The sequence below is a fragment of the Pseudomonas sp. ZY71 genome, assembly GCF_036542145.1.
Lineage (GTDB): Bacteria > Pseudomonadota > Gammaproteobacteria > Pseudomonadales > Pseudomonadaceae > Aquipseudomonas > Aquipseudomonas koreensis_A.
In genome coordinates, this window is the sequence record NZ_CP144274.1 from 4241264 (window position 1) to 4265364 (window position 24101).

At 58.4% G+C, this 24101-nt stretch carries 20 protein-coding genes; 16 read left to right on the plus strand and 4 right to left on the minus strand.

What is annotated here, in order from left to right:
• Positions 1 to 55 precede the first annotated feature (55 nt).
• Complete coding sequence (locus tag VY732_RS18810; RefSeq protein ID WP_185057860.1) at positions 56 to 2485, minus strand: DNA translocase FtsK; 2430 nt, start codon at positions 2483 to 2485, stop codon at positions 56 to 58.
• A gap of 276 nt (positions 2486 to 2761) precedes the next feature.
• On the opposite strand from VY732_RS18810, the gene trxB reads away from it, so the two are divergent.
• The 4 genes from trxB (at position 2762) to infA (ending at position 5561) form a co-directional block, all read left to right on the plus strand.
• Positions 2762 to 3721, plus strand: a complete 960-nt coding sequence (trxB, locus tag VY732_RS18815) for a thioredoxin-disulfide reductase (protein WP_137219231.1) — start codon at positions 2762 to 2764, stop codon at positions 3719 to 3721.
• A 63-nt stretch (positions 3722 to 3784) separates the two neighbouring features.
• A complete protein-coding gene (aat, locus tag VY732_RS18820; protein WP_077573594.1) occupies positions 3785 to 4465 on the plus strand; it encodes a leucyl/phenylalanyl-tRNA--protein transferase in 681 nt (226 codons plus the stop codon).
• Between the two features lie 57 nt (positions 4466 to 4522).
• Positions 4523 to 5230, plus strand: a complete 708-nt coding sequence (locus tag VY732_RS18825) for an arginyltransferase (protein WP_007908064.1) — start codon at positions 4523 to 4525, stop codon at positions 5228 to 5230.
• A 112-nt stretch (positions 5231 to 5342) separates the two neighbouring features.
• A complete protein-coding gene (infA, locus tag VY732_RS18830; protein WP_002553999.1) occupies positions 5343 to 5561 on the plus strand; it encodes a translation initiation factor IF-1 in 219 nt (72 codons plus the stop codon).
• A 1133-nt stretch (positions 5562 to 6694) separates the two neighbouring features.
• On the opposite strand, the gene clpA is transcribed toward infA, so the two are convergent.
• Together clpA and clpS are read right to left on the minus strand one after the other, a co-directional pair.
• Positions 6695 to 8965: an ATP-dependent Clp protease ATP-binding subunit ClpA gene (gene clpA / locus VY732_RS18835; protein WP_016987404.1), complete on the minus strand. Its 2271-nt coding sequence runs from the start codon at positions 8963 to 8965 to the stop codon at positions 6695 to 6697.
• A gap of 30 nt (positions 8966 to 8995) precedes the next feature.
• The gene (gene clpS / locus VY732_RS18840; protein WP_011334948.1) at positions 8996 to 9379 is read right to left on the minus strand and encodes an ATP-dependent Clp protease adapter ClpS; all 384 of its coding nucleotides are present in this window, start codon (positions 9377 to 9379) and stop codon (positions 8996 to 8998) included.
• A 224-nt stretch (positions 9380 to 9603) separates the two neighbouring features.
• On the opposite strand from clpS, the gene VY732_RS18845 reads away from it, so the two are divergent.
• Positions 9604 to 9903 (plus strand): cold shock domain-containing protein, encoded by a 300-nt coding sequence (locus VY732_RS18845; protein ID WP_331691464.1) that lies wholly within the window; start codon positions 9604 to 9606, stop codon positions 9901 to 9903.
• Between the two features lie 85 nt (positions 9904 to 9988).
• Here the strand turns inward: VY732_RS18845 and icd are convergent, their stop codons facing one another.
• Complete coding sequence (gene icd / locus VY732_RS18850) at positions 9989 to 11245, minus strand: NADP-dependent isocitrate dehydrogenase (protein ID WP_116030137.1); 1257 nt, start codon at positions 11243 to 11245, stop codon at positions 9989 to 9991.
• A 481-nt stretch (positions 11246 to 11726) separates the two neighbouring features.
• Between icd and VY732_RS18855 the strand changes: the two genes are divergently transcribed.
• The 11 genes from VY732_RS18855 to VY732_RS18905 all read left to right on the plus strand — a co-directional run bounded on the left by VY732_RS18855 (position 11727) and on the right by VY732_RS18905 (position 24087).
• Complete coding sequence (locus VY732_RS18855) at positions 11727 to 13952, plus strand: NADP-dependent isocitrate dehydrogenase (RefSeq protein WP_331691465.1); 2226 nt, start codon at positions 11727 to 11729, stop codon at positions 13950 to 13952.
• A gap of 198 nt (positions 13953 to 14150) precedes the next feature.
• Positions 14151 to 14597 (plus strand): NUDIX hydrolase, encoded by a 447-nt coding sequence (locus tag VY732_RS18860; protein WP_331691466.1) that lies wholly within the window; start codon positions 14151 to 14153, stop codon positions 14595 to 14597.
• A gap of 59 nt (positions 14598 to 14656) precedes the next feature.
• Positions 14657 to 15781: a tRNA 2-thiouridine(34) synthase MnmA gene (mnmA, locus tag VY732_RS18865; protein WP_003223826.1), complete on the plus strand. Its 1125-nt coding sequence runs from the start codon at positions 14657 to 14659 to the stop codon at positions 15779 to 15781.
• On the plus strand, positions 15778 to 16401 hold the full coding sequence (gene hflD / locus VY732_RS18870) for a high frequency lysogenization protein HflD (RefSeq protein ID WP_025108999.1): 624 nt from the start codon (positions 15778 to 15780) through the stop codon (positions 16399 to 16401). The genes mnmA and hflD overlap by 4 nt, the downstream gene beginning before the upstream one ends.
• Before the next feature lie 127 nt (positions 16402 to 16528).
• Positions 16529 to 17899, plus strand: coding sequence for an adenylosuccinate lyase (gene purB / locus VY732_RS18875; protein WP_016987412.1), 1371 nt, complete (start codon positions 16529 to 16531; stop codon positions 17897 to 17899).
• An 86-nt stretch (positions 17900 to 17985) separates the two neighbouring features.
• A complete protein-coding gene (locus VY732_RS18880) occupies positions 17986 to 19155 on the plus strand; it encodes a ribosomal protein uL16 3-hydroxylase (protein WP_331691467.1) in 1170 nt (389 codons plus the stop codon).
• On the plus strand, positions 19148 to 19573 hold the full coding sequence (locus VY732_RS18885) for a GNAT family N-acetyltransferase (protein WP_025108996.1): 426 nt from the start codon (positions 19148 to 19150) through the stop codon (positions 19571 to 19573). Before VY732_RS18880 ends, VY732_RS18885 begins: the two co-directional genes overlap by 8 nt.
• 216 nt (positions 19574 to 19789) lie before the next feature.
• Positions 19790 to 20551, plus strand: a complete 762-nt coding sequence (locus VY732_RS18890; protein WP_077573621.1) for a secretin N-terminal domain-containing protein — start codon at positions 19790 to 19792, stop codon at positions 20549 to 20551.
• Between the two features lie 473 nt (positions 20552 to 21024).
• Complete coding sequence (gene aceA, locus VY732_RS18895; protein ID WP_007920195.1) at positions 21025 to 22350, plus strand: isocitrate lyase; 1326 nt, start codon at positions 21025 to 21027, stop codon at positions 22348 to 22350.
• A 638-nt stretch (positions 22351 to 22988) separates the two neighbouring features.
• On the plus strand, positions 22989 to 23402 hold the full coding sequence (locus VY732_RS18900) for an NADH-quinone oxidoreductase subunit A (protein WP_003223812.1): 414 nt from the start codon (positions 22989 to 22991) through the stop codon (positions 23400 to 23402).
• Positions 23403 to 23412: 10 nt separating this feature from the next.
• Positions 23413 to 24087 (plus strand): NuoB/complex I 20 kDa subunit family protein, encoded by a 675-nt coding sequence (locus VY732_RS18905; RefSeq protein ID WP_053121628.1) that lies wholly within the window; start codon positions 23413 to 23415, stop codon positions 24085 to 24087.
• Positions 24088 to 24101 lie beyond the last annotated feature (14 nt).

A 24101-nucleotide genomic window follows, 5' to 3' on the forward strand; every position in this document is an offset into this window, starting at 1 on the left:
GAATACTCGTTGGGAGAGCGGCGGCACATCATTGTCCCGCCTCTTGCGTTTGCAATCAGTCGCGTACCGGGCCCGGGGCCAGGACTTCACGGGAACCGTTGGTGTTCATCGAGGTGACGACGCCGGCCATTTCCATGGCTTCGATCATCCGTGCGGCGCGGTTGTAGCCGATTTTCAGCTTGCGCTGTACCGCGGAAATCGAGGCACGACGGCTTTCCAGCACGAACTGTACAGCTTCGTCATACAGCGCGTCGGCTTCCGGATCATCACCGTCGCCGCCACCGCTGCTGCCTTCAAAACCGCTGCCGGCTTCTTCGACACCGTTGAGGATGTCGTCGTTGTATTCCGGCGCGCCGCGCAGTTTCCACGCTTCGACCACGCGGTGTACTTCATCGTCGGATACGAACGCACCGTGAACCCGGATCGGCAGGCTGGTGCCCGGCGGCATGTAGAGCATGTCACCGTGGCCGAGCAGTTGTTCGGCGCCGCCCTGATCGATGATGGTGCGGGAGTCGATCTTGCTCGATACCTGGAACGCCATACGCGTGGGAATGTTCGCTTTGATCAGACCGGTGATCACATCCACCGATGGCCGCTGGGTCGCGAGGATCAAGTGAATACCCGCCGCACGCGCTTTCTGGGCGATACGGGCGATCAGTTCTTCGACCTTCTTGCCGACGATCATCATCATGTCGGCGAATTCGTCGACTACCACAACGATGGTCGGCAATTTCTGCAGCAGCGGTGCTTCGTCGTGGATGCTTTCGCGTTTGTACAGTGGATCGCTCAACGGCTCGCCAGCGTCCTGCGCTTCCTTGACCTTGGCGTTGAAACCGGACAGGTTACGCACGCCCATCTTCGCCATCAGCTTGTAGCGGCGCTCCATCTCGGCAACGCTCCAGCGCAAGGCGTTGGCAGCGTCCTTCATGTCAGTCACGACCGGGCACAGCAGGTGCGGAATGCCTTCGTAGATCGACAGTTCCAGCATTTTCGGGTCGATCATGATCAGCTTGGCGTCTTCCGGGCCGGACTTGAACAGAATCGAAAGGATCATCGCGTTCACACCCACCGACTTACCGGAACCGGTGGTACCGGCCACCAGCAAGTGCGGCATTTTCGCCAGGTCAGTGATGACCGGTTTGCCACCGATGTCGTGACCCAGCGCCAGGGTGACCGGCGATTTGAAATTGTCGTATTCAGGCGTCGACAGCACTTCGGAGAAGCGCACGATCTGCCGGTCTTCGTTGGGAATCTCGATACCGACGGTGGTCTTGCCCGGAATCACCTCAACCACCCGCACACTGGTCACGGCCAGCGAACGCGCGAGGTCTTTGGCGAGGTTGGCGATGCGGCTGACTTTTACGCCGGCGGCAGGCTGGATCTCGTAACGGGTAATTACCGGGCCGGGGTGGATCGAATCCACCGTGACCTCGACACCAAACTCCTTGAGCTTGATTTCGAGCAAATGGCCGACCGCCGCCAGGGATTCAGGCGAGTAATTGAGTTGTTTCTTTTCTGCCGGATCGAGAATCGAGATCGGCGGCAAGGTGCCTTCCACGGCGCTGTCGACGAACAACGGCACCTGCTTCTCTTTCTGCACGCGCTTGCTTGGCTCGGGCGCCTTGGCCGGAGCCGGGGCGATAACCGGCGGCACTTGTTTCTCGCGATCAGACATGTGCTTGCTCAGGGCTTGCTCACGCTCGATCAAGCGTTCTTTGACTTTGGCCTGCTCACGCTTGTCGGTGACCGTCGGCGCGACCACGTCATGCACGCGATCGTCGACTTCACGCAGTTGCGCAACCAGTTGCTTGCGCTCGGTACGCGCCGCCCACCAGCGATTGAGCGCGCCCTGGAACAGCTCGAACAGGTCGAGGGTGATCTTGCCGGTGATGTCCATCACCTTGAACCACGACAGGTCGGTAAACACCGTCAGGCCAAACAGGAACAGCGCAATGAACAGCAGTGTGCTGCCCTGAATATTCAGTGCGTTCTTCGCCAGATTGCCGAGGCTTTCGCCCAGCGCACCACCAGCACCCGCCGGCAGCCCCGAAGCCGCGTGAAAGTGCAGATGCGCCAGCGCCGCGCCGGACAGCACCAGGAACACCAGACCGATCAGGCGCCAGGAGAACAGCCAGCCGCTCCACTGCCACGGCTCATGACGCTGACGGAAGATCTGGTAGGCCTTGACCGCCAGCAACAACGGGAAGATGTAGGCGAAGTAACCCAGCACCATGAACAGGATGTCGGCGCTGTAGGAGCCCGCCGGGCCGCCGAAATTCTGTACGTCGTCGATCTTGCTGTTGTGGCTCCAGCCCGGATCGTCCTTGCCGTAGGTCAGCAAGGCCATCATCAGGAACAGGCACAAGGCGCCGATGGCGATCAATGCACCTTCCTTGAGCCGGTAGTGCAATTGTTGGCGCCAGAGCGGAACGACTGTTTTTGGTGCTTCGGTGGATTTCTTCAAAACGCTTCTTTTCCTGCGCACGAGGCGCGTCCATCTATTGAATGACGATAAAAAACTGCCCAATCCAGGCAGGTAAAAAAGTGAACGAGCACAACTGAGACTACTTTTAACACTGCGTCGCGCTTTTTATAAACACAACGCACCGCGAATATTCTGTTACAGCCCGGCATTGTACGGGTTTGTGCGTCTGATGCCATGCTTCAAACCCCAGGACTGAGCATAGTCAAGCACACAGAACCCGCGACTCAATTTGAGCATGCATTACCTTTTGTGACAAAGGCTTATGAGGTGTATTTGATGAACGTAGCGAAGCATTCACGCCTGATCATCCTCGGCTCCGGTCCGGCCGGTTACAGCGCTGCCGTGTATGCCGCCCGCGCCAACCTCAAACCGGTGGTCATTACCGGCCTGCAGGCAGGTGGCCAGCTCACCACCACCGTCGAGGTCGACAACTGGCCCGGCGACGTCGAAGGCCTCACTGGCCCGGTGTTGATGGAGCGCATGCAGAAGCACGCCGAACGCTTTGCCACAGAGATCGTTTACGACCACATCCACACCGCCAAGTTGCAGCAGCGCCCGTTCGAGCTTGTCGGCGACAGCGGCACTTACACCTGCGACGCGCTGATCATTGCCACCGGCGCCTCGGCGCAATACCTGGGCCTGCCCTCGGAAGACGCTTTTGCCGGCCGAGGTGTTTCTGCTTGTGCGACCTGTGACGGCTTTTTCTATCGCAATCAGGTGGTCGCCGTGGTCGGCGGCGGCAATACGGCCGTGGAGGAAGCCCTGTACCTGTCGAACATCGCTAAAGAAGTGCACCTGATCCATCGTCGCGACAAACTGCGCTCGGAAAAAATCCTCCAGGACAAACTGTTCGAGAAAGCCGCCAACGGCAATGTGCGCCTGCACTGGAACCAGAATCTCGACGAGGTGCTGGGCGATGCCAGCGGCGTCACCGGTGCACGACTGCGCGACAGCCACACCGGCGAAACCCGCGAACTGGCGCTGGCCGGCGTATTCATTGCCATTGGTCACAAGCCCAACACTGGCCTGTTTCAAGGACAGCTGCCGATGCGCGACGGGTACTTGCTGGTCAAGGGTGGCAGCGACGGTGACGCTACCTCCACCGAGATTCCCGGGGTATTCGCCGCCGGCGACGTCGCCGACCACGTTTACCGCCAGGCGGTGACGTCAGCAGGTGCCGGCTGCATGGCCGCGCTCGATGCCGAGAAGTATCTGGACGACATTCCTGTCATTTAACGGCACACTTTATCGCGGGCCGAACAGCCCGCACCGCCCTCCCCTTCTGCAAGCCTGGATGCCATGCTGACTTGGTTACAACGTAATTCCCTGACTTTTCCGCCGCTGGAAAAGGCCATGCGCGACCCTAACGGATTGCTCGCCGCCGGTGGCGATCTGTCGGCCGATCGGCTGATTCAGGCGTATCGCCATGGCTGCTTTCCGTGGTTTTCCGAGGGCCAGCCAATTCTCTGGTGGTCGCCGGATCCGCGCACAGTGCTGTTTCCCGACGAACTGCATGTCTCGCGCAGCCTCGGCAAACTGCTGCGCCAGGAACGCTATCAAGTGACCTTCGACCAGGACTTCGACGCCGTGATCCGCGCCTGCGCCGCGCCCCGGGATTACGCCGACGGCACCTGGATCACCGAAGCCATGCAGGACGCTTACGTTGAACTGCATCGTCGCGGCTTCGCGCATTCGGTGGAGGTCTGGGATCAGGGCGAACTGGTCGGCGGCCTGTATGGCCTGGCGATGGGCCAACTATTTTTCGGCGAATCGATGTTCAGCCGCGCTGACAACGCCTCGAAATTCGGCTTTGCCACTCTGGTGCGTCACCTGCAAGACTCGGGATTCGTACTGATCGATTGCCAGATGCCGACCGATCATCTGCACAGCCTCGGCGCGCGGGCGATTCCTCGTCAGCAATTCGCCGACTATCTGGCAAATCACCTGGATCAACCCAATCGTGCCACCTGGGTTTGCTGAGCGACTTTTGCGCGCGTGGCTTACACTTAATTCATCAGCTTATCCCGAGGGTTGATCATGACCGAGTTGGCGCGGTTGAAGTTCTATGCCACTCAGCCTCACTCTTGCAGTTATCTGCCCGAGGAGCAGGCCACGACCCTGTTTCTCGATCCGAGCCAGCCCATGGATGTGCATGTCTACGCAGACCTGTCGGAAATGGGCTTTCGCCGCAGTGGCGATCATCTGTACCGCCCGCATTGCCAGAACTGCAATGCGTGCGTGCCTGCGCGCATTCCGGTGGCGCAGTTCACACCCAATCGCCAGCAGAAGCGGATTTTCAAACGCAACACGGATTTGCAGGTACGCCCGGCCAAGCCGCAGTTCAGCGAAGAATATTTCGATCTGTACCAGCGCTATATCGAACAACGCCACGCTGACGGCGATATGTACCCGCCGAGTCGTGATCAATTCTCGACGTTTCTGGTTCGTGACCTGCCCTTCTCGCGCTTTTACGAGTTCCGACTCGACGGACGGTTGCTCGCCGTGGCGGTGACCGATTTGCTGCCAAATGGGTTGTCGGCGGTATACACCTTCTACGAACCCGCCGAAGAACGCCGTAGCCTTGGCCGATTTGCCATCCTCTGGCAAATCGCCGAGGCACAGCGCCTTGGGCTTGAGGCGGTGTACCTCGGATACTGGATCAAGAACTGCAAAAAGATGAACTACAAGACGCAATATCGACCCATCGAATTGCTGATTAATCAGCGCTGGGTCATCCTCAACTAAACCCAAGCCGTAAACCCCTTGGCGTAAACCCCATTTTTCGGGCACAATGCACGCCGCTTTTGCCTGGCGCAGTTGCACCGGGCCATTCATTGGATACCGAGGGCTTTACTGCATGTCGAAAGAAGACAGCTTCGAAATGGAAGGCACTGTCGTCGACACCCTGCCCAACACCATGTTTCGTGTGGAGTTGGAAAATGGGCACGTCGTAACCGCGCATATTTCCGGCAAGATGCGCAAGAACTACATTCGTATTCTTACCGGTGACAAAGTGCGCGTCGAGCTGACGCCCTATGACTTGAGCAAAGGGCGCATTACTTACCGCGCTCGTTAATCAAGTCAATACAGAACGCCCGGTTTATGCCGGGCGTTTTTGTATCTGCACTTTGTTGGTTGTGTGTGTATATCCGTTTCTGCGGGTGCTGCCGCTGGCGGTTTCGCTCTTACAGCGAGTCCCTTTTTCAAACGCCAAAAAGGAACCAAAAGGCTTTGCCCCTGGCGTACGGCACCTCGCCTAGGCTCAGTGTTCCCTCGCTACGGTGTCCATCCGGGGGCATCGCCTACGGTTTGCTTCGCTGCACCTCCTCTCGATGAGTGCGGCTTCGCCGCACGGCGCTGCGCGCCTACCCCCGGATGAACACCTTCGCTCGGCCTGCCGATGGGGCAGAAGATCAAGAGCCGAAGCAAGATCACAAGCCAAATCAAAAGCCAAATCAAAAGCCAGATCAAGAGCCAGATCAAGAGCCAGATCAAGAGCCAGATCAAGAGCCAGATCAAGAGCCCTCACCCTAGCCCTCTCCCAGAGGGAGAGGGGACTGATCGCGGTGTTTGGAAGAGGTGCGCCGACGTGCGATACCGAGTTGAACTCAGGTTTTGAAAAACACACAAATCGGCCCCTCTCCCTCCACTCCGGGATATAGAGAGGACTGATCGAGGTGTTTGGGCGAGGTACGCCAACGTGCGATACCGCGGTGAACTCAGATTCTGAAAGGCCCACCATCGGCTCCCTCTCCCTCGGGAGAGGGCTGGGGTGAGGGGCAAGAGCACCGCAAAAACAAAAGCCGTGCGCGCCGTGCTCTTCACCACTCAATAGGCCGAGTGTCAGCTCGCCTGCTCTTGATCTTGATCCACGGGCGACGTCGGAAGGCTGAGTGGAGGGATTGATCCGGGCGTGGGAGCGCAGCGACCGTTTGGCGAAGCCAAACACAGCGAGAGGAGGTGCAGCGAAGCAAACCGTAGGCGCTGCGCCCGGATCGATCCCGCAGCGAAGGAACCCCGAGCCCCAGCGAGCGGGCCGCACGTAGGAGCAAGCGTTTTTTGCTTACTTTTTTTGGCGTTTGAAAAAAGTGAGTCGCCGTAAGGGCGAAACCGTAATAAGCCATCACCGCAGCAACGGATATTCACCCAAAAACCCCAAACGACAAATAACAAAAAGGCGCCCGAAGGCGCCCTCTTGATCCAAGGCCGTCAGGCCATTTCTGCGGTGGTCTCGAAGTCAAACGTCAACTCACCATCCTTGATGTCGATGTGCACCACACCGCCATGCTCGGCCAGCTCGCCAAACAGAATCTCCTCCGCCAACGGACGCTTGATCTTGTCCTGGATCAGACGCGCCATCGGACGCGCGCCCATCGCCGAGTCATAACCACCCGCCGCCAGCCAACTACGCGCAGCGTCAGTGACCTCAAGCAGCACACGCTTGTCTTCCAGCTGCGCCTGAAGCTCGGTAAGGAACTTGTCCACCACGCTTTTGATGACCTCATGACTGAGGCGACCAAACTGGATAATGGTGTCCAGACGGTTACGGAACTCCGGCGTGAAGCTCTTCTTGATCACTTCCATCGCATCAGACGAGTGGTCCTGATGGGTGAAACCGATCGAAGCCCGAGCTGCCGTTTCGGCACCGGCGTTAGTGGTCATGATCACGATCACATTGCGGAAGTCCGCTTTGCGCCCGTTGTTGTCGGTCAGCGTACCGTGGTCCATCACCTGCAGCAGCAGGTTGAAGACTTCCGGATGCGCCTTCTCGATTTCATCGAGGAGCAATACGCAGTGCGGCTGCTTGGTGATCGCCTCCGTCAACAGACCGCCCTGATCGAAACCGACATAGCCCGGAGGCGCACCGATCAGACGCGATACGGTGTGACGCTCCATGTACTCGGACATATCGAAGCGCACCAGCTCGATCCCCAACGCCTTGGCCAGTTGCCGCGCAGCCTCGGTTTTACCAACACCGGTCGGGCCTGCGAACAGGAACGAACCGACTGGTTTGTCAGGCGACTTGAGGCCAGCACGCGACAGCTTGATCGCAGTCGACAGCGAATCGATCGCCGCGTCCTGACCAAACACCGTCAGTTTCAGGTCACGCTCCAGGTTACGCAGCAGCTCCTTGTCGGAACTGGTGACGTGCTTAGGCGGAATCCGCGCGATTTTCGCGACGATGTCTTCAACCTGCGGCACTTCAATGCGCTTTACACGTTTTTCGACCGGTTGCAGACGCTGGTAGGCACCCGCCTCGTCGATCACGTCGATGGCCTTGTCCGGCATGTGCCGGTCATTGATGTAGCGCGATGCCAGTTCGGCAGCGGCGCGCAACGACTCATCGCTGTATTCGATGTTGTGGTGCTGCTCGAAACGCCCTTTCAGGCCGCGCAGGATGCCGATGGTGTCTTCCACCGACGGCTCGACGACATCGACCTTCTGGAAGCGACGCGCCAAGGCACGATCCTTCTCGAAGATGCCGCGGAATTCCTGGAACGTGGTCGAACCGATGCAGCGAATGTCGCCAGACGACAGCAGCGGTTTGAGCAGATTCGAAGCGTCCATCACGCCACCGGACGCAGCGCCGGCACCAATGATGGTGTGGATCTCGTCGATGAACAGGATTGCCTGCGGACGTTTTTTCAGTTCATTGAGCAGAGCTTTGAAGCGCTTCTCGAAATCACCGCGATACTTGGTGCCCGCGAGCAGAGCACCGAGGTCGAGCGAGTAAACAACGCTGTTGGCCAGCAGATCCGGCACCTGGTTGTCGACAATGCGCTTGGCCAGACCTTCGGCGATCGCGGTCTTACCCACGCCTGCTTCACCGACCAGCAGCGGATTGTTTTTGCGCCGACGCGCGAGAATCTGCGCGACACGCTCGACTTCCGATTCGCGGCCGACCAGCGGGTCGATGCGACCCTGGCGCGCGAGTTCGTTGAGGTTGCTGGCATAAGCATCCAGAGGATTGCCTGAAGAAGAAGACTCACCGCCCTCGTCGTCCTGCATATCTTGTTCACCTTCAGAGTGATCGCCATGCCCCGGCACTTTGGAAATGCCGTGAGCGATGTAGTTGACGACATCGATGCGCGCCACGCTCTGCTGTTTCAGCAGGAACACGGCCTGACTCTCTTGCTCACTGAAGATGGCAACCAGCACGTTGGCGCCGGTTACTTCGCGCTTGCCCGAGCTCTGTACGTGGAAAACAGCACGTTGCAGTACACGCTGGAAGCCCAGGGTTGGCTGGGTTTCGCGATCTTCGTCATGAACGGGGATCAATGGCGTGGTGGAGTCGATGAACTCCTGCAGGTCGTGCTTGAGTTTGTCGAGGTTTGCGCCGCAGGCACGCAAAACGGTGGCGGCAGCCTCATTGTCCAATAGGGCCAGCAAAAGGTGTTCGACGGTCATGAATTCATGACGTTTCGAACGAGCCTCCTTGAAGGCAAGATTGAGGGTGACTTCGAGCTCGCGGTTTAACATAGCTTCACCTCATACCCAAGTGGTCGGCGATTAACCGTCCTTCTCGATTTCACAGAGTAGCGGATGCTGGCTTTCCCTGGCGTACTGGTTGACCTGCATGGCCTTTGTCTCGGCGATGTCGCGGGTAAACACTCCACATACTGCCCGTCCTTCTGTGTGGACGGCCAGCATGACCTTGGTCGCCAGCTCGCGATTCAGGTTAAAAAACACCTCGAGCACTTCGACGACGAAATCCATCGGTGTGTAGTCATCATTAAACAAAACCACCTTGTACATCGGCGGCGCCTGTAACGCAGGCTTTGCTTCCTGAACAGCAACGCCTGCCGAATCGTCGTCGTGCTCCTGTGGAAGATCCTTTTGGAGAAGCGGGCGATCCTGATTGAATGTTAGTCGAATCTGGCTGATTGCATGCATGGAAAGAAAGGTTCGTCAGTTGTGCAAATACAGTGGTGGGGGCGGTTGTCCACGTTTTCAACTCCGACTGCCCGGTCACCTTGACTATCGGGAAAACGGTGTTACAACCAATAGAGCCCACAGTGGGTAAAAAAGATCCGCGGAGTCAATCCTTTTAACGGATTAGATTGCGGATGAATTGGATGATACTCCAGCGATGGAGTCTGTTGCAGAGGGATTTGAGCATGGCTGTCGGCAAGGTGAAATGGTTCAACAATGCCAAGGGATTCGGCTTTATCAATACCGACACCCACGAAGGCCGCGATGAGGATGGCAAAGAGATTGATTTCTTTGCGCACTACTCGGCCATTGAAATGGACGGGTATAAAACCCTCAAGGCCGGACAAGTGGTGAGTTTCGAGATTGTTCAAGGCCCCAAGGGGCTGCATGCCCTAAAAATCACAAACGTCATCACTGAACCATCCAGTCCCGCTGAGAGTGCTGCTTTCGGCGCTGCCGCTGCCGCCGCGACTGCCAAAGCGTGAGCTGACTGATCTTCACCTGAATTCCAAGCAATAAAAAACCGCCTGACTCAACGAAGAATCAGGCGGTTTTTTTGTGCCCGCGTTTTTACATATGCGAAATCAACGCATCCCCGAAGCCAGAAGACGAAACCAGCTTGGCCCCGTCCATCAGACGCTCAAAGTCATAAGTCACGGTCTTGGCACCAATGGCGCCGTTGGTGCCCTTGATGATCAGATCCGCCGCTTCAGTCCAGCCCATGTGCCGCAGCATCATTTCTGCCGAGAGAATCAGCGAGCCAGGGTTGACCTGATCCTTGCCGGCATACTTCGGCGCAGTACCGTGGGTCGCTTCGAACATCGCCACGGTGTCAGACAGGTTGGCACCCGGCGCGATACCGATACCGCCCACTTCCGCCGCCAGAGCGTCAGAAAGGTAGTCGCCGTTCAGGTTCAGGGTCGCGATCACATCGTATTCGGCCGGGCGCAGGAGGATCTGCTGGAGCATGGCGTCGGCGATGGCATCTTTGACCACTACGTTCTTGCCGGTTTTCGGGTTTTTGAACTGCATCCACGGACCGCCATCGAGCAGGGTCGCGCCGAATTCTTCAGCGGCCACTTCGTAGGCCCACTCTTTGAAGGCACCTTCGGTGAACTTCATGATGTTGCCTTTATGCACGATGGTCAGCGAATCGCGATCATTGTCGACCACATATTGCAGAGCCTTGCGCGCCAGGCGCTTGGTGCCTTCCAGCGAAACCGGCTTGACGCCGATGCCGCAGTTTTCATCGAAACGGATCTTGGTGACGCCCATCTCTTCTTTAAGGAATTTGATGACTTTGGTGGCTTCCGGCGAACCGGCCTTCCACTCAATGCCGGCATAGATGTCTTCGGAGTTCTCACGGAAGATGGTCATGTCGACGTCGCCAGGCTTTTTCACCGGGCTTGGCACGCCTTCAAACCAGCGCACCGGGCGCAGGCAGACATACAGGTCGAGTTGCTGACGCAGGGCCACGTTCAGCGAGCGGATGCCGCCACCGACCGGCGTGGTCAGCGGGCCTTTGATGGAAACCACGTAATCCTTGACTGCATCGAGGGTTTCCTGAGGCAGCCAGGTGTCCTGATCGTAAACCTGAGTGGCTTTTTCCCCGGCGTAGACTTCCATCCAGGAAATCTTGCGCTTACCGCCGTATGCCTTTTGAACTGCAGCATCGACAACCTTGATCATCACCGGACTGATGTCGACACCAATGCCGTCACCTTCGATGAAGGGGATGATCGGGTTATCAGGAACATTGAGAGAATGGTCTGCATTGACGGAGATTTTGTCGCCGACGGCTGGAACCTGAATCTTCTTGTAACCCATGCTGAACTCCATTGTTTGGATTGAACATCTGGCTTGGTTCGAGCGTAACCCAGTTAAATCAACACGCAAACCCTCTGTTCGTGGCGCGGCCACATCTCGTTTCGTACAAGCCTGAAAGCAAAGGGAAAAGCGCCAAACTCAAGCATTCACGACGACTCTACGCCCCACCCTGCCCTGCGACCTTTAGACCAATGGACGAGAATCGTTGCATATGAACCATCGGCAGATTGCCAGCTACCTATGTATAATGCCGCCCGCTGACCACAGGGTCACGACGGCTGGCCTCTCTAGCACGAGACTTTCCGCCTGATTGGTCGGGTTGTTACCGCAGTCCGACTGCTTGACGCTCTACTGATGCACCCAACATCACCGCGAAGAATCTCGACATTCGGTTCATGGATGACTTTGAACGAACGCGCTTACCCGGCGCCCCTCGAGTTTCTGCGCACGCTTTAGCAAAGAAGAGAGAGTTAATCCGAATATGCCCACCCGCTCGAAGATCATCTATACCTTCACCGACGAAGCTCCAGCCCTCGCCACCTATTCCCTGCTGCCGATCATCGAGGCTTACACCGCCTCGGCCGATATCGCCGTGGAAACCCGCGATATCTCTCTTGCAGCGCGCATTCTGGCCAGCTTCCCCGAGCAACTGGGCGACAAAGCCGTAGCCGACCACCTCGCCGAACTGGGCGACCTGGCCGTTACGCCTGAAGCCAACATCATCAAGCTGCCGAACATCAGCGCTTCGGTGCCACAGCTGCAAGCCGCGATCAAAGAGCTGCAAGCTCAGGGTTACAACCTGCCGGACTACCCGGAAACCGTGACCAGCGACGCCGACAAAGACGCCAAGGCGCGTTACGACAAGGTCAAGGGCAGCGCCGTGAACCCGGTTCTGCGTGAAGGCAACTCTGACCGTCGCGCGCCGCTGTCGGTGAAGAACTACGCTCGCAAGCACCCGCACAAAATGGGCGCCTGGGCCAAAGACTCCAAGTCCCACGTCGCTCACATGAGCACCGGCGATTTCTACGGCAGCGAAAAAGCTGCCCTGATCGACGCCGCTGACGCCGTGAAGATCGAGTTGATCGCCAAGGACGGTACCGCTACCGTTCTGAAAGAAAAAACCACCGTTCAGGCCGGCGAGATCCTCGACTGCGCCGTGATGAGCAAAAACGCCCTGCGCGCGTTCATCGCTGCTGAAATCGAAAGCGCCAAGGCGCAAGGCGTGCTGCTCTCGGTGCACCTGAAAGCGACCATGATGAAGGTCTCCGACCCGATCATGTTCGGCCAGATCGTTGCCGAGTTCTATAAAGACGCGCTGACCAAGCACGCTGCCGTGCTGGCCGAGATCGGCTTCAACCTGAACAACGGCATCGGCGATCTGTACGCGCGCATCAAGGCCCTGCCGGCCGAGCAGCAAGCGCAGATCGAAGCCGACATGGCCGCCGTCTACGCTGCTCGTCCATCGCTGGCGATGGTCAACTCTGACAAAGGCATCACCAACCTGCACGTGCCGAGCGACGTGATCGTTGACGCCTCGATGCCAGCGATGATCCGTGACTCCGGCAAAATGTGGGGCACCGACGGTCAGCTGCACGACACCAAGGCAGTGATCCCGGATCGTTGCTACGCGACCATCTACCAGGCCGTGATCGAAGATTGCAAAGCCAATGGCGCTTTCGACCCGACCACCATGGGCAGCGTGCCAAACGTTGGCCTGATGGCGAAGAAAGCCGAAGAGTACGGCTCGCACGACAAGACTTTCCAGATCAAGGCTGACGGCGTGGTTCGCGTCACCGACAGCAAGGGCAACCTGCTGATGGAACAGGCTGTTGAAGCCGGCGACATCTTCCGCATGTGCCAGACCAAAGACGCGCCGATCCAGGACTGGGTCAAACTGGCCGTCAACCGTGCTCGCGCAAGCAGCACCCCGGCGATTTTCTGGCTGGACCCGATGCGCGCTCACGATGGCGTAGTGATCGAGAAAGTTCAGGCATACCTGAAGGATCACGACACTGCCGGTCTGGACATCCAGATCATGGCACCGGTCGACGCCATGAAGTACACCCTGCAGCGCACCCGCGAAGGCAAGGACACCATTTCGGTGACCGGCAACGTACTGCGCGACTACCTGACCGACCTGTTCCCGATCATGGAACTGGGCACCAGCGCCAAGATGCTGTCGATCGTGCCGCTGATGAACGGCGGTGGCCTGTTCGAAACCGGCGCCGGCGGTTCGGCACCGAAGCACGTGCAGCAACTGGTTGAAGAGAACTTCCTGCGCTGGGATTCGCTGGGCGAGTTCCTCGCACTGGCAGCGTCCCTTGAGCATCTGGGTGTGAACTACAACAACCCGAAAGCACTGGTACTGTCGAAGACTCTGGATCAGGCGACTGGTCAGTTCCTCGACAACAACAAGTCGCCATCGCGCAAAGTCGGCAACATCGACAACCGCGGCAGCCACTTCTACCTGGCGATGTACTGGGCTCAAGCCCTGGCCGCCCAGACTGAAGACGCGGCACTGCAAGCGCAGTTCGCGACCTTGGCCAAAACCCTGACCGAGAACGAAGCAACCATCGTTGCCGAGCTCAACGCCGTTCAGGGCAAGTCAGTCGACATCGGCGGTTACTACCACGCCAATGCCGAGCTGATCAGCAAGGCCATGCGCCCAAGCGCAACCCTCAACGCGGCGATTGCTGCGCTGGTTTAAGGTTGTAGCGCTGTAAACGAACCCCGGCCCTGTGCCGGGGTTTGTGTTTCTGAATACAACACAAATCCCCTGTAGGAGTGAGCCTGCTCGCGATAGCGGTATACCATTCAACATTAATGGCGGCTGATGCACCGCTATCGCGAGCAGGCTCACTCCTACATTGGATTGCATTTCAACCCCGGACTTGAGGAAGGTTTTATGGAATGGCTCCCCCACATCACCGTCGCCACCATCGTCGAGGACAACGGTCGTTTCCTGATGGTCGAAGAGCACAAGGCCGGGCGTAACGTGCTCAACCAGCCCGCCGGCCATCTCGACCCGGACGAAACCCTGGTCGAAGCCGCCGTGCGCGAAACCCTCGAAGAAACCGGCTGGGACGTCGAACCCACCGGCGTCATCGGCATTTACCTGTACACCGCACCAAGCAACGGCGTGACCTATCAGCGCGTGTGTTTCAGCGCCAAAGCCATCAAACACCACCCGGATTATCAACTCGACGACGGCATCGTCGGCGCCAAGTGGCTGACCCGTGACGAATTAATGACTCAACGCGACAACTGGCGCAGCGAGCTGATCATCCGTTGCATCGACGATTATCTGGCCGGTCATCACTTCAGCCTCGAACTGATCCGCCCTTCTCTTTAGCCTTGAGGCCGCGAGCCTGCTAGAATCGCGTCCTTTTTCAAGACACTCATTGAATCCCTATGCGTGATCCAGCCCCTTCTGACACATCCAAGAAGCGCGTCATTGTCGGCATGTCCGGCGGCGTGGACTCTTCCGTTTCCGCTCTCCTGCTGATCGAGCAGGGCTATGAAGTGGAAGGCCTGTTCATGAAGAACTGGGAAGAAGACGACGGAACGGAATACTGCACCGCCATGGACGATCTGGCGGATGCCCAGGCTGTCTGCGACAAGATTGGCATCAAGCTGCACACCGCCAACTTCGCCGCCGAGTACTGGGACAACGTGTTCGAGCATTTCCTCGCCGAATACAAGGCCGGTCGTACACCGAACCCGGACATCCTGTGTAACCGCGAAATCAAGTTCAAGGCGTTCCTCGACTACGCCATGATGCTCGGCGCCGACCTGATCGCCACCGGCCACTATGTGCGCCGCCGTGACATCGATGGTCGCACCGAACTGCTCAAGGGCCTCGATCCGAACAAGGATCAGAGCTACTTCCTGCACGCCGTTGGCGGCGAACAGATCGCCAAGACCCTGTTCCCGGTCGGCGAACTGGAAAAGCCGGAAGTGCGCGCAATTGCCGAGAAATACGAGCTGGCCACCGCCAAGAAGAAGGATTCCACCGGGATCTGCTTCATCGGCGAGCGTCGCTTCAGCGATTTCCTCAAGCAATACCTGCCGGCGCAACCGGGCGAGATCAAGACCACCGAAGGCGAAGTCATCGGCCGTCACCACGGTTTGATGTACCACACCATCGGTCAGCGCCAGGGCCTCGGTATCGGCGGCTTGAAAGACGCCGGCGACGAGCCTTGGTACGTGCTGCGCAAGGATCTCGACACCAACGAATTGATCGTCGGCCAGGGCAACAACCATCCGTGGCTGTTCTCCAGCGCCCTGCTCGCATCGGAAATCTATTGGGTCAACCCGATCGACCTGAGCCAGCCGCTGCGCCTGACCGCGAAAGTGCGTTATCGCCAGAGCGATCAAGCCTGCACCCTGGAAAAAACCGCCAGCGGCTATCGCGCGGTGTTCGACGAACCGCAACGCGCGGTGACGCCGGGACAGTCCGTGGTGTTCTATGACGGTGAAATCTGCCTCGGTGGCGGCGTGATTGAAGTCGCCGAGCCGTGGAGCGGCCAGGCATGAGCCCGACTCAGGAACAACTGACGGCGCTCGGCGGGGTGTTTCTCGCCGCTGTGCTGGTCGACCGGATCGCCAAGACCGGGCAGACCAGCGAGGCCGGCCTGAGCTGCATGCTCGGCAGCCTGTTGGTGCGCGATCCGAAAGACACGCTGGACGTGTACGGCGGCGACGACATCAATTTGCGCGAAGGTTACCGTGCACTGATCGGCGCCCTCGAGCGCGACCCGAGCACTTTGCAGCGCGAGCCGTTGCGTTATGCCCTGTCGATGCTGGGTCTGGAGCGTCAACTGGCCAAGCGCAACGATATGCTCGACACCATCGGCAAGCGTTTGCCGCAGATCCAGTCGCAGGTCGAACATTTCGGCCCGGCTCACGAAAACGTGGTGGCTGCCTGCGGTGCGCTGTATCAGGACACCCTGAGTACCCTGCGCCAACGTATTCAGGTGCATGGCGACATGCGCAATCTGCAGCAGCCGAGCAACGCCTCTAAGATCCGCGCCCTGCTCCTCGCCGGTATCCGCTCGGCACGCCTTTGGCGGCAGCTCGGCGGCCATCGCTGGCAGTTGGTGATCAGCCGGCGCAAGCTGCTCAAAGAGCTGTATCCGTTGATGCGCAGCGAGTAAAACGCCGCGCAATAAAAGCTTTGTAGTCTGTAACGCGTAATACGCCGGTCAGTTGGCAACGGACCGGCGGATTTTTTCATGTATGATACGCGCCCCATTTCGTTGCCCGACTGTCCGAGAACACCCCATGCAGCTTTCTTCGCTCACTGCGGTTTCCCCTGTTGACGGCCGCTACGCCGGCAAAACCCAGGCCCTGCGCCCGATTTTCAGCGAGTACGGTCTGATCCGTGCCCGTGTTCTGGTTGAAGTGCGCTGGCTCCAGCGTCTGGCCGCCCACGCTGGTATCCCTGAAGTGCCAGCCTTCTCCGCCGAGGCCAACGCCGTTCTCAATGAACTGGCTGAAAACTTCTCGCTGGAGCACGCCGAGCGCGTCAAAGAGATCGAGCGCACCACCAACCACGACGTCAAAGCGATCGAATACCTGCTCAAAGAGCAGGCGGCCAAGCTGCCGGAGCTGGCCAAGGTCAGCGAGTTCATCCACTTTGCCTGCACCAGCGAAGACATCAACAACCTGTCCCACGCCCTGATGCTGCGCGAAGGCCGTGACGACGTGATGCTGCCGCTGATGCGTCAGACCGCCAACGCCATCCGCGAACTGGCCATCCGTTTCGCTGACGTGCCGATGCTGTCGCGCACCCACGGTCAACCGGCCTCCCCGACCACTCTGGGTAAAGAGCTGGCGAACGTGGTTTACCGTCTCGAGCGCCAGATCGCTCAAGTCGCTGCCGTGCCGCTGCTGGGCAAGATCAACGGCGCCGTCGGCAACTACAACGCGCACCTGTCGGCCTACCCGCAGATCGACTGGGAAGCCAACGCCCGCGCCTTCATCGAAGACGAGCTGGGCCTGGGTTTCAACCCGTACACCACGCAGATCGAACCGCACGACTACATCGCCGAGCTGTTCGACGCGATCGCACGCTTCAACACCATTCTGATCGACTTCGACCGCGACATCTGGGGCTACATCTCCCTGGGTTATTTCAAGCAGCGCACCATCGCTGGCGAAATCGGTTCGTCGACCATGCCGCACAAGGTCAACCCGATCGACTTCGAAAACTCCGAAGGCAACCTGGGCATCGCCAACGCACTGTTCCAGCACCTGGCGAGCAAACTGCCGATCTCCCGCTGGCAGCGCGACCTGACCGACTCCACCGTCCTGCGCAACCTCGGTGTCGGCTTCGCCCACAGCGTGATCGCCTACGAAGCCAGCCTCAAAGGCATCAGCAAACTGGAGCTCAACGAGCAGAAGATTGCCGCTGACCTCGACGCTTGCTGGGAAGTGTTGGCTGAGCCGATCCAGACCGTGATGCGCCGCTACAACATCGAAAACCCGTACGAGAAGCTGAAAGAACTGACCCGTGGCAAGGGCATCAGCCCTGAAGCGTTGCAGACTTTCATCGACGGCCTGGACATGCCAGCGCAAGCGAAAGCCGAGCTCAAGCAACTGACCCCGGCCAACTACATCGGCAACGCTGTAGCGCAAGCCAAACGCATCTGATCGACCGCTTGATCCGTTTGAGACGCCCGGCCGCGCCGGGCGTTTTTATTCCCGTCTGAAAAGTGCTTTTTTTCAATAGGTTACATATGAATCCCGATACTCCTCTTCAACTTCTGGGCGGCATCACGGCACGCGAATTCCTGCGCGACTACTGGCAGAAAAAGCCATTGCTGATCCGTCAGGCGATTCCTGACTTCGAAAGCCCGATCGACGCCGACGAACTGGCCGGCCTGGCCCTGGAAGAAGAAGTCGAGTCGCGCCTGGTGATCGAGCACGGCGAGCGTCCATGGGAACTGCGTCGCGGCCCGTTCGCTGAAGACGAATTCAGCAAATTGCCGGAAAAAGAGTGGACCCTGCTGGTTCAGGCCGTCGACCAGTTCGTCCCGGAAGTCAGCGAGCTGCTGGAAAACTTCCGCTTCCTGCCGAGCTGGCGCGTCGACGACGTGATGATCAGCTTCGCCGCTCCGGGTGGCAGCGTCGGTCCGCACTTCGATAACTACGACGTGTTCCTGCTGCAAGGCCACGGTAAGCGCAACTGGAAAATCGGCCAGATGTGCGATTCCGAGAGCCCGCTGCTGCAACACGCGGATCTGCGCATCCTCGCTGAATTCCACGAGACCGAAGAGTGGGTGCTGGAACCGGGCGACATGCTCTACCTGCCGCCACGTCTGGCGCACTGCGGTGTCGCGGTCGACAACTGCATGACCTACTCGGTCGGTTTCCGCGCACCAAGCGCCTCTGAAGTGCTGACTCACTTCACCGACTTCCTCAGCCAGTTCCTGACTGACGAAGAGCGCTACACCGATGCCGACGCACAGCCAGCAGCCGATCCGCACCAGATTCAACACGATGCACTGGATCGCCTGAAAGCGCTGCTCGCCGAACACATGAGCGACGAGCGCCTGCTGCTGACCTGGTTCGGCCAGTACATGACCGAGCCGCGCTACCCGGAACTGGTGGCCGGCCCGGAAGAAATCGAAGAAGAAGACTTCCTCGCCGCCCTGCAGGATGGCGCCATTCTGATCCGCAACCCGAGCGCGCGCCTGGCCTGGTCGGAAGTCGATGACGACCTGCTGCTGTTCGCCAGCGGCCAGAGCCGTTACCTGCCGGGCAAGCTGCGCGAACTGCTGAAGCTGATCTGCGCCGCTGACGCCCTGCACACTGACAACCTCGGTGAGTGGCTGAACGACGAAGACGCTTGCGGCCTGCTGTGCCAGTTGGTCAAGCAAGGGAGCCTGGGGTTCGCCGATGAATAAGATTCGCGTACGTGTCGCAGACTGGCAGAAGGATATCGCCGAGATCCGGCGCATTCGTGAAACGGTGTTCATCGCCGAACAATCGGTTCCACCTGAGCTGGAATGGGACGCGGATGACGCGACCGCCGTGCATTTTCTGGCGTTTGAAGGCGACTTTCCGATTGGTACTGCGCGGCTGTTGCCTGATGGGCACATCGGCCGGGTTTCGGTGCTGAAAGACTGGCGCGGGATGAAGGTCGGTGATGCGCTGATGCAAGCGGTCATTGCTGAAGCTGAAGCGCGCGGTCTGAAGCAGCAGATGCTCAGCGCTCAGGTGCAGGCTACGGCGTTTTATGAGCGCCTGGGTTTCAGCCTGGTCAGTGAGGAGTTCCTGGAAGCAGGGATTCCGCACGTCGATATGGTTCGCCATTCGGCGTAAGACCGCGGCGCGGCGATCGCGAGCAGGCTCACTCCTACAATTGAAATGCGATTCACTGTAGGAGTGAGCCTGCTCGCGATGGCGCCCGCAAGCACACCACAAAACGCCCCGACATCTAACCGATGCCGGGGCGTTTTGCTGTCTACGATTCAACTTGCCCCACCCCGGGCCGACAAACTGGCAATATCAAGCCTTTCGAAAGCGGAGATAACGGACATGTCCCTACGCACCCTGCTCACCACCCTGCTGCTCGGTTGCAGTTTTTCGGTGATGGCAGCCACAGAAATCGTGCCTCTCAATTACCGCACCAGCGCCGACATGCTGCCGATGGCGCAAGACTTCCTCGGCAAGGACGGTCAGGTCAGCGCCTATGGCAACCAGCTGATCATCAAGGCCGAGCCGGACAAGATTCAGGAACTCAAAGCCCTGATCACGCAATTGGACACCGCACCCAAGCGCCTGCTGATCACCGTCGACACTAACGAAAACAATGGCCGTGGCGACGAAGGCTATTCGGTCAACGGCGCGCAGCCAAACCAGACCCGCATCATCAGCCGCAGCACCGCCAGCCGTGAAGGCGGCGTCCAGCAAGTGCAGGCCACCGATGGCATGCCGGCGCTGATTCAGGTCGGTCAAAGTGTGCCGATCACCAGCAGCCAGACCAACTCCTATGGCGATTACAGCAGCCAGACGCAATACCGCAACGTCACCCAGGGTTTCTACGTTACCGCCAGCGTCACCGGCGACATCGTTCACCTGGCGATCAGCACCAACCGTGACCGCATGAGCCAGGAACGTCCCGATGTAGTGAACGTGCAAAGCACCGACACAACTGTCAGCGGGCGCCTCGGCGAATGGATCACCCTTGCCGGCGTCAATCGCCAGACTCAGGCCGACAAACAGGGCCTGACCCGCAGCTACTCGACTCAAGGCCGGGATGACATGACCTTGCGGGTCAAAGTCGACGCCTTGGACTAAAGCACCAAAAACTGACTGATTAGTCGTATTAGACGAAAGATGTAGTGCTTGAAAAAAAGCACTACAAAACGTTTGACGGGGTAAAAAAGCGAAGGCATGATGGCCTCGCTCCCGCTAATCAGAGGCCCTGGCAAGGGCCTTCGAAGCGATGTTCGCACCTACCCCGCGAACCGCTTCGTGTCTGTACCGCCCACAAGGTGTGTTTGACGAGGTTGCCGACTGGAACGAAGTTGTCCCGAGGGACGGAAGCGTATTTAGGTAACCCGGCATCACACTGTAGACCGTATAAAGGCCCACGACGCCCGCATGCGCCCGCAGTCCGCCACTACCTGCTCACTTCCCCTCGAGCCCATCGTTCATCCCGTCGCCTACCCCGCCGAATCCGACTTGATCACCTAAGCTTCTGGTCAGCGAGCGCAGGAATTTTCCACCGCAGAACAACTTTTCATAAAGACGCGACGAGGTTTATCTCCATGGCACTGACACGCGAACAGCAAATTGCAGCCCTCGAAAAAGACTGGGCTGAAAACCCGCGCTGGAAAGGCGTGACACGCACTTACTCCGCTGCTGACGTCGTCCGTCTGCGTGGCTCGGTTCAACCTGAGCACACCTTTGCAAAAATGGGCGCCGACAAGCTGTGGAACCTGGTCACCCAGGGTGCCAAGCCGTCCTTCCGTCCTGAGAAAGATTTCGTCAACTGCATGGGCGCCCTGACCGGCGGCCAGGCTGTTCAGCAGGTTAAAGCCGGTATCCAGGCGATCTACCTGTCGGGCTGGCAAGTGGCTGCGGACAACAACTCCGCAGAATCCATGTACCCGGACCAGTCGCTGTACCCGGTGGACTCGGTGCCAACCGTGGTCAAGCGCATCAACAACTCGTTCCGTCGTGCTGACCAGATCCAGTGGAAAGCCGGCAAGAACCCGGGCGACGATGGCTACATCGACTACTTCGCACCGATCGTGGCTGACGCTGAAGCCGGTTTCGGCGGCGTTCTGAACGCTTACGAGCTGATGAAGAGCATGATCGAAGCAGGCGCCGCCGGCGTTCACTTCGAAGACCAACTGGCTTCCGTGAAAAAATGCGGTCACATGGGCGGTAAAGTACTGGTTCCAACTCAGGAAGCCGTACAGAAGCTGACCGCTGCACGTCTAGCGGCTGACGTTGCCGGTACTCCGACCATCATCCTGGCCCGTACCGACGCCAACGCTGCTGACCTGCTGACCTCCGATTGCGACCCGTACGATCAGCCGTTCGTGACTGGCGAGCGCACTCAGGAAGGTTTCTACAAGGTTCGCGCTGGCCTCGATCAAGCCATCGCCCGTGGCCTGGCTTACGCGCCATACGCCGACCTGATCTGGTGCGAAACCGCCAAGCCGGATCTGGACGAGGCTCGTCGCTTTGCCGAAGCGATCAAAAAGGAATACCCGGACCAACTGCTGTCGTACAACTGCTCGCCTTCCTTCAACTGGAAGAAAAACCTCGACGACGCGACCATCGCCAAGTTCCAGCGCGAACTGTCCGCCATGGGTTACAAGCACCAGTTCATCACCCTGGCCGGCATTCACAACATGTGGCACAGCATGTTCAACCTGGCGCACGACTACGCCCGTAACGACATGACTGCCTACGTGAAGCTGCAAGAGCAGGAATTCGCCGACGCTGCCAAGGGTTACACCTTCGTGGCGCACCAGCAGGAAGTGGGCACCGGCTACTTCGACGACATGACCACCGTGATTCAAGGTGGCTCGTCTTCGGTAACCGCACTGACCGGTTCGACTGAAGAAGAACAGTTCCACTGATTCGGCTTCGCTGAGCAAACGGCCTCTGCGGATCGTACAGAAAGCTAACTGCAGAGCCGAAAAACTGACGCCCCGACTGGTTCGGGGCGTTTTTTTTTGCCCCGATTCAATGAACACCACAAATCCCTGTAGGAGTGAGCCTGCTCGCGATAGCGGTGGGTCAGTTTGCGCAGCGGTGACTGAGCCACCGCTATCGCGAGCAGGCTCACTCCTACAGGGATCGGCGTCGTTCGGAGAAAACATTGATCCAGAGCGGTACAACCGTCAGAAAAATCCGCTAAAACGGGCGCCGTCGCTACTTGCAGTAACGTGCAAGTAAGACAACTTCCCAACTGACATCCCGTTAAACAGTTACAAAACCACTCCAAACGATATCAATTATCATTTAGCCGCAACTATGTTCGTTACATTCCCTACAAAACATTATTTGCATAAACCCGCCTAATGCCCGCTACGCATGGGCTGCAGGGCATTGGAGATGCGCTATGTCCTTATTCCAATAAATAATTTCGCTATAGGAATTTTACTTGCAGGGTGTTTAGCCATAAAATCAGCGCGATTGATTGCTGCGACATATCGTCACTGCCTATTTCTTTATCAAGCTCAGAGACCTTTGCTCTCTGTTAAGGATTACCAGCATGCCCGAAGCGACAGGACTCATGGCCCACAACTGGGGCTTTGCCATTTTCCTTCTGGGTGTCGTCGGCCTGTGTGCCTTCATGCTTGGCGTCTCCAGCCTCCTTGGGTCAAAAGCCTGGGGTCGCAGCAAAAACGAACCGTTCGAGTCCGGCATGCTACCCACCGGTGGCGCCCGCTTGCGGCTCTCAGCCAAATTCTATCTGGTCGCGATGCTCTTCGTGATCTTCGATATCGAAGCCCTCTTTCTCTTTGCATGGTCTGTGTCCGTCCGCGAAAGCGGCTGGACCGGATTCGTCGAAGCTCTCGTTTTCATAGCAATTCTGTTGGCAGGTCTTGTCTACCTGTTCCGAGTGGGCGCCCTTGACTGGGCTCCGGAAGCTCGTCGCAAGCGGCAGGCGAAGCTGAAACAATGAGGCTTTGGCAATGCAATACAATCTCACCAGGATCGACCCCGATGCTCCTAACGAGCAGTATCCGATTGGCGAACGGGAAACCGTTTCCGATCCGTTAGAAGATCAAGTCCACAAAAACATTTTCATGGGCAAGCTGGAAGACGTGCTGAGTGGCGCGGTCAACTGGGGACGTAAGAACTCCCTGTGGCCGTACAACTTCGGCCTGTCGTGCTGCTACGTGGAAATGACCACCGCCTTCACGGCGCCCCACGACATCGCGCGCTTTGGCGCCGAAGTGATCCGGGCATCGCCGCGTCAGGCCGACTTCATGGTTATCGCCGGCACCTGCTTCATCAAGATGGCGCCGATCATCCAGCGTCTCTACGAGCAGATGCTCGAGCCGAAGTGGGTTATCTCCATGGGTTCGTGCGCTAACTCCGGTGGCATGTACGACATCTACTCTGTGGTTCAAGGGGTGGACAAGTTCCTGCCCGTGGACGTCTACGTACCTGGCTGCCCTCCTCGTCCGGAAGCATTTCTGCAAGGCTTGATGCTGTTGCAGGAATCGATCGGCAAGGAGCGTCGTCCGCTTTCCTGGGTCGTTGGTGATCAAGGCGTTTATCGCGCCGACATGCCTTCGCAGAAGGAACAGCGCCGCGAACAGCGAATCGCAGTCACCAACCTGCGCAGCCCTGACGAAGTCTGATCCAGATCTGTTCT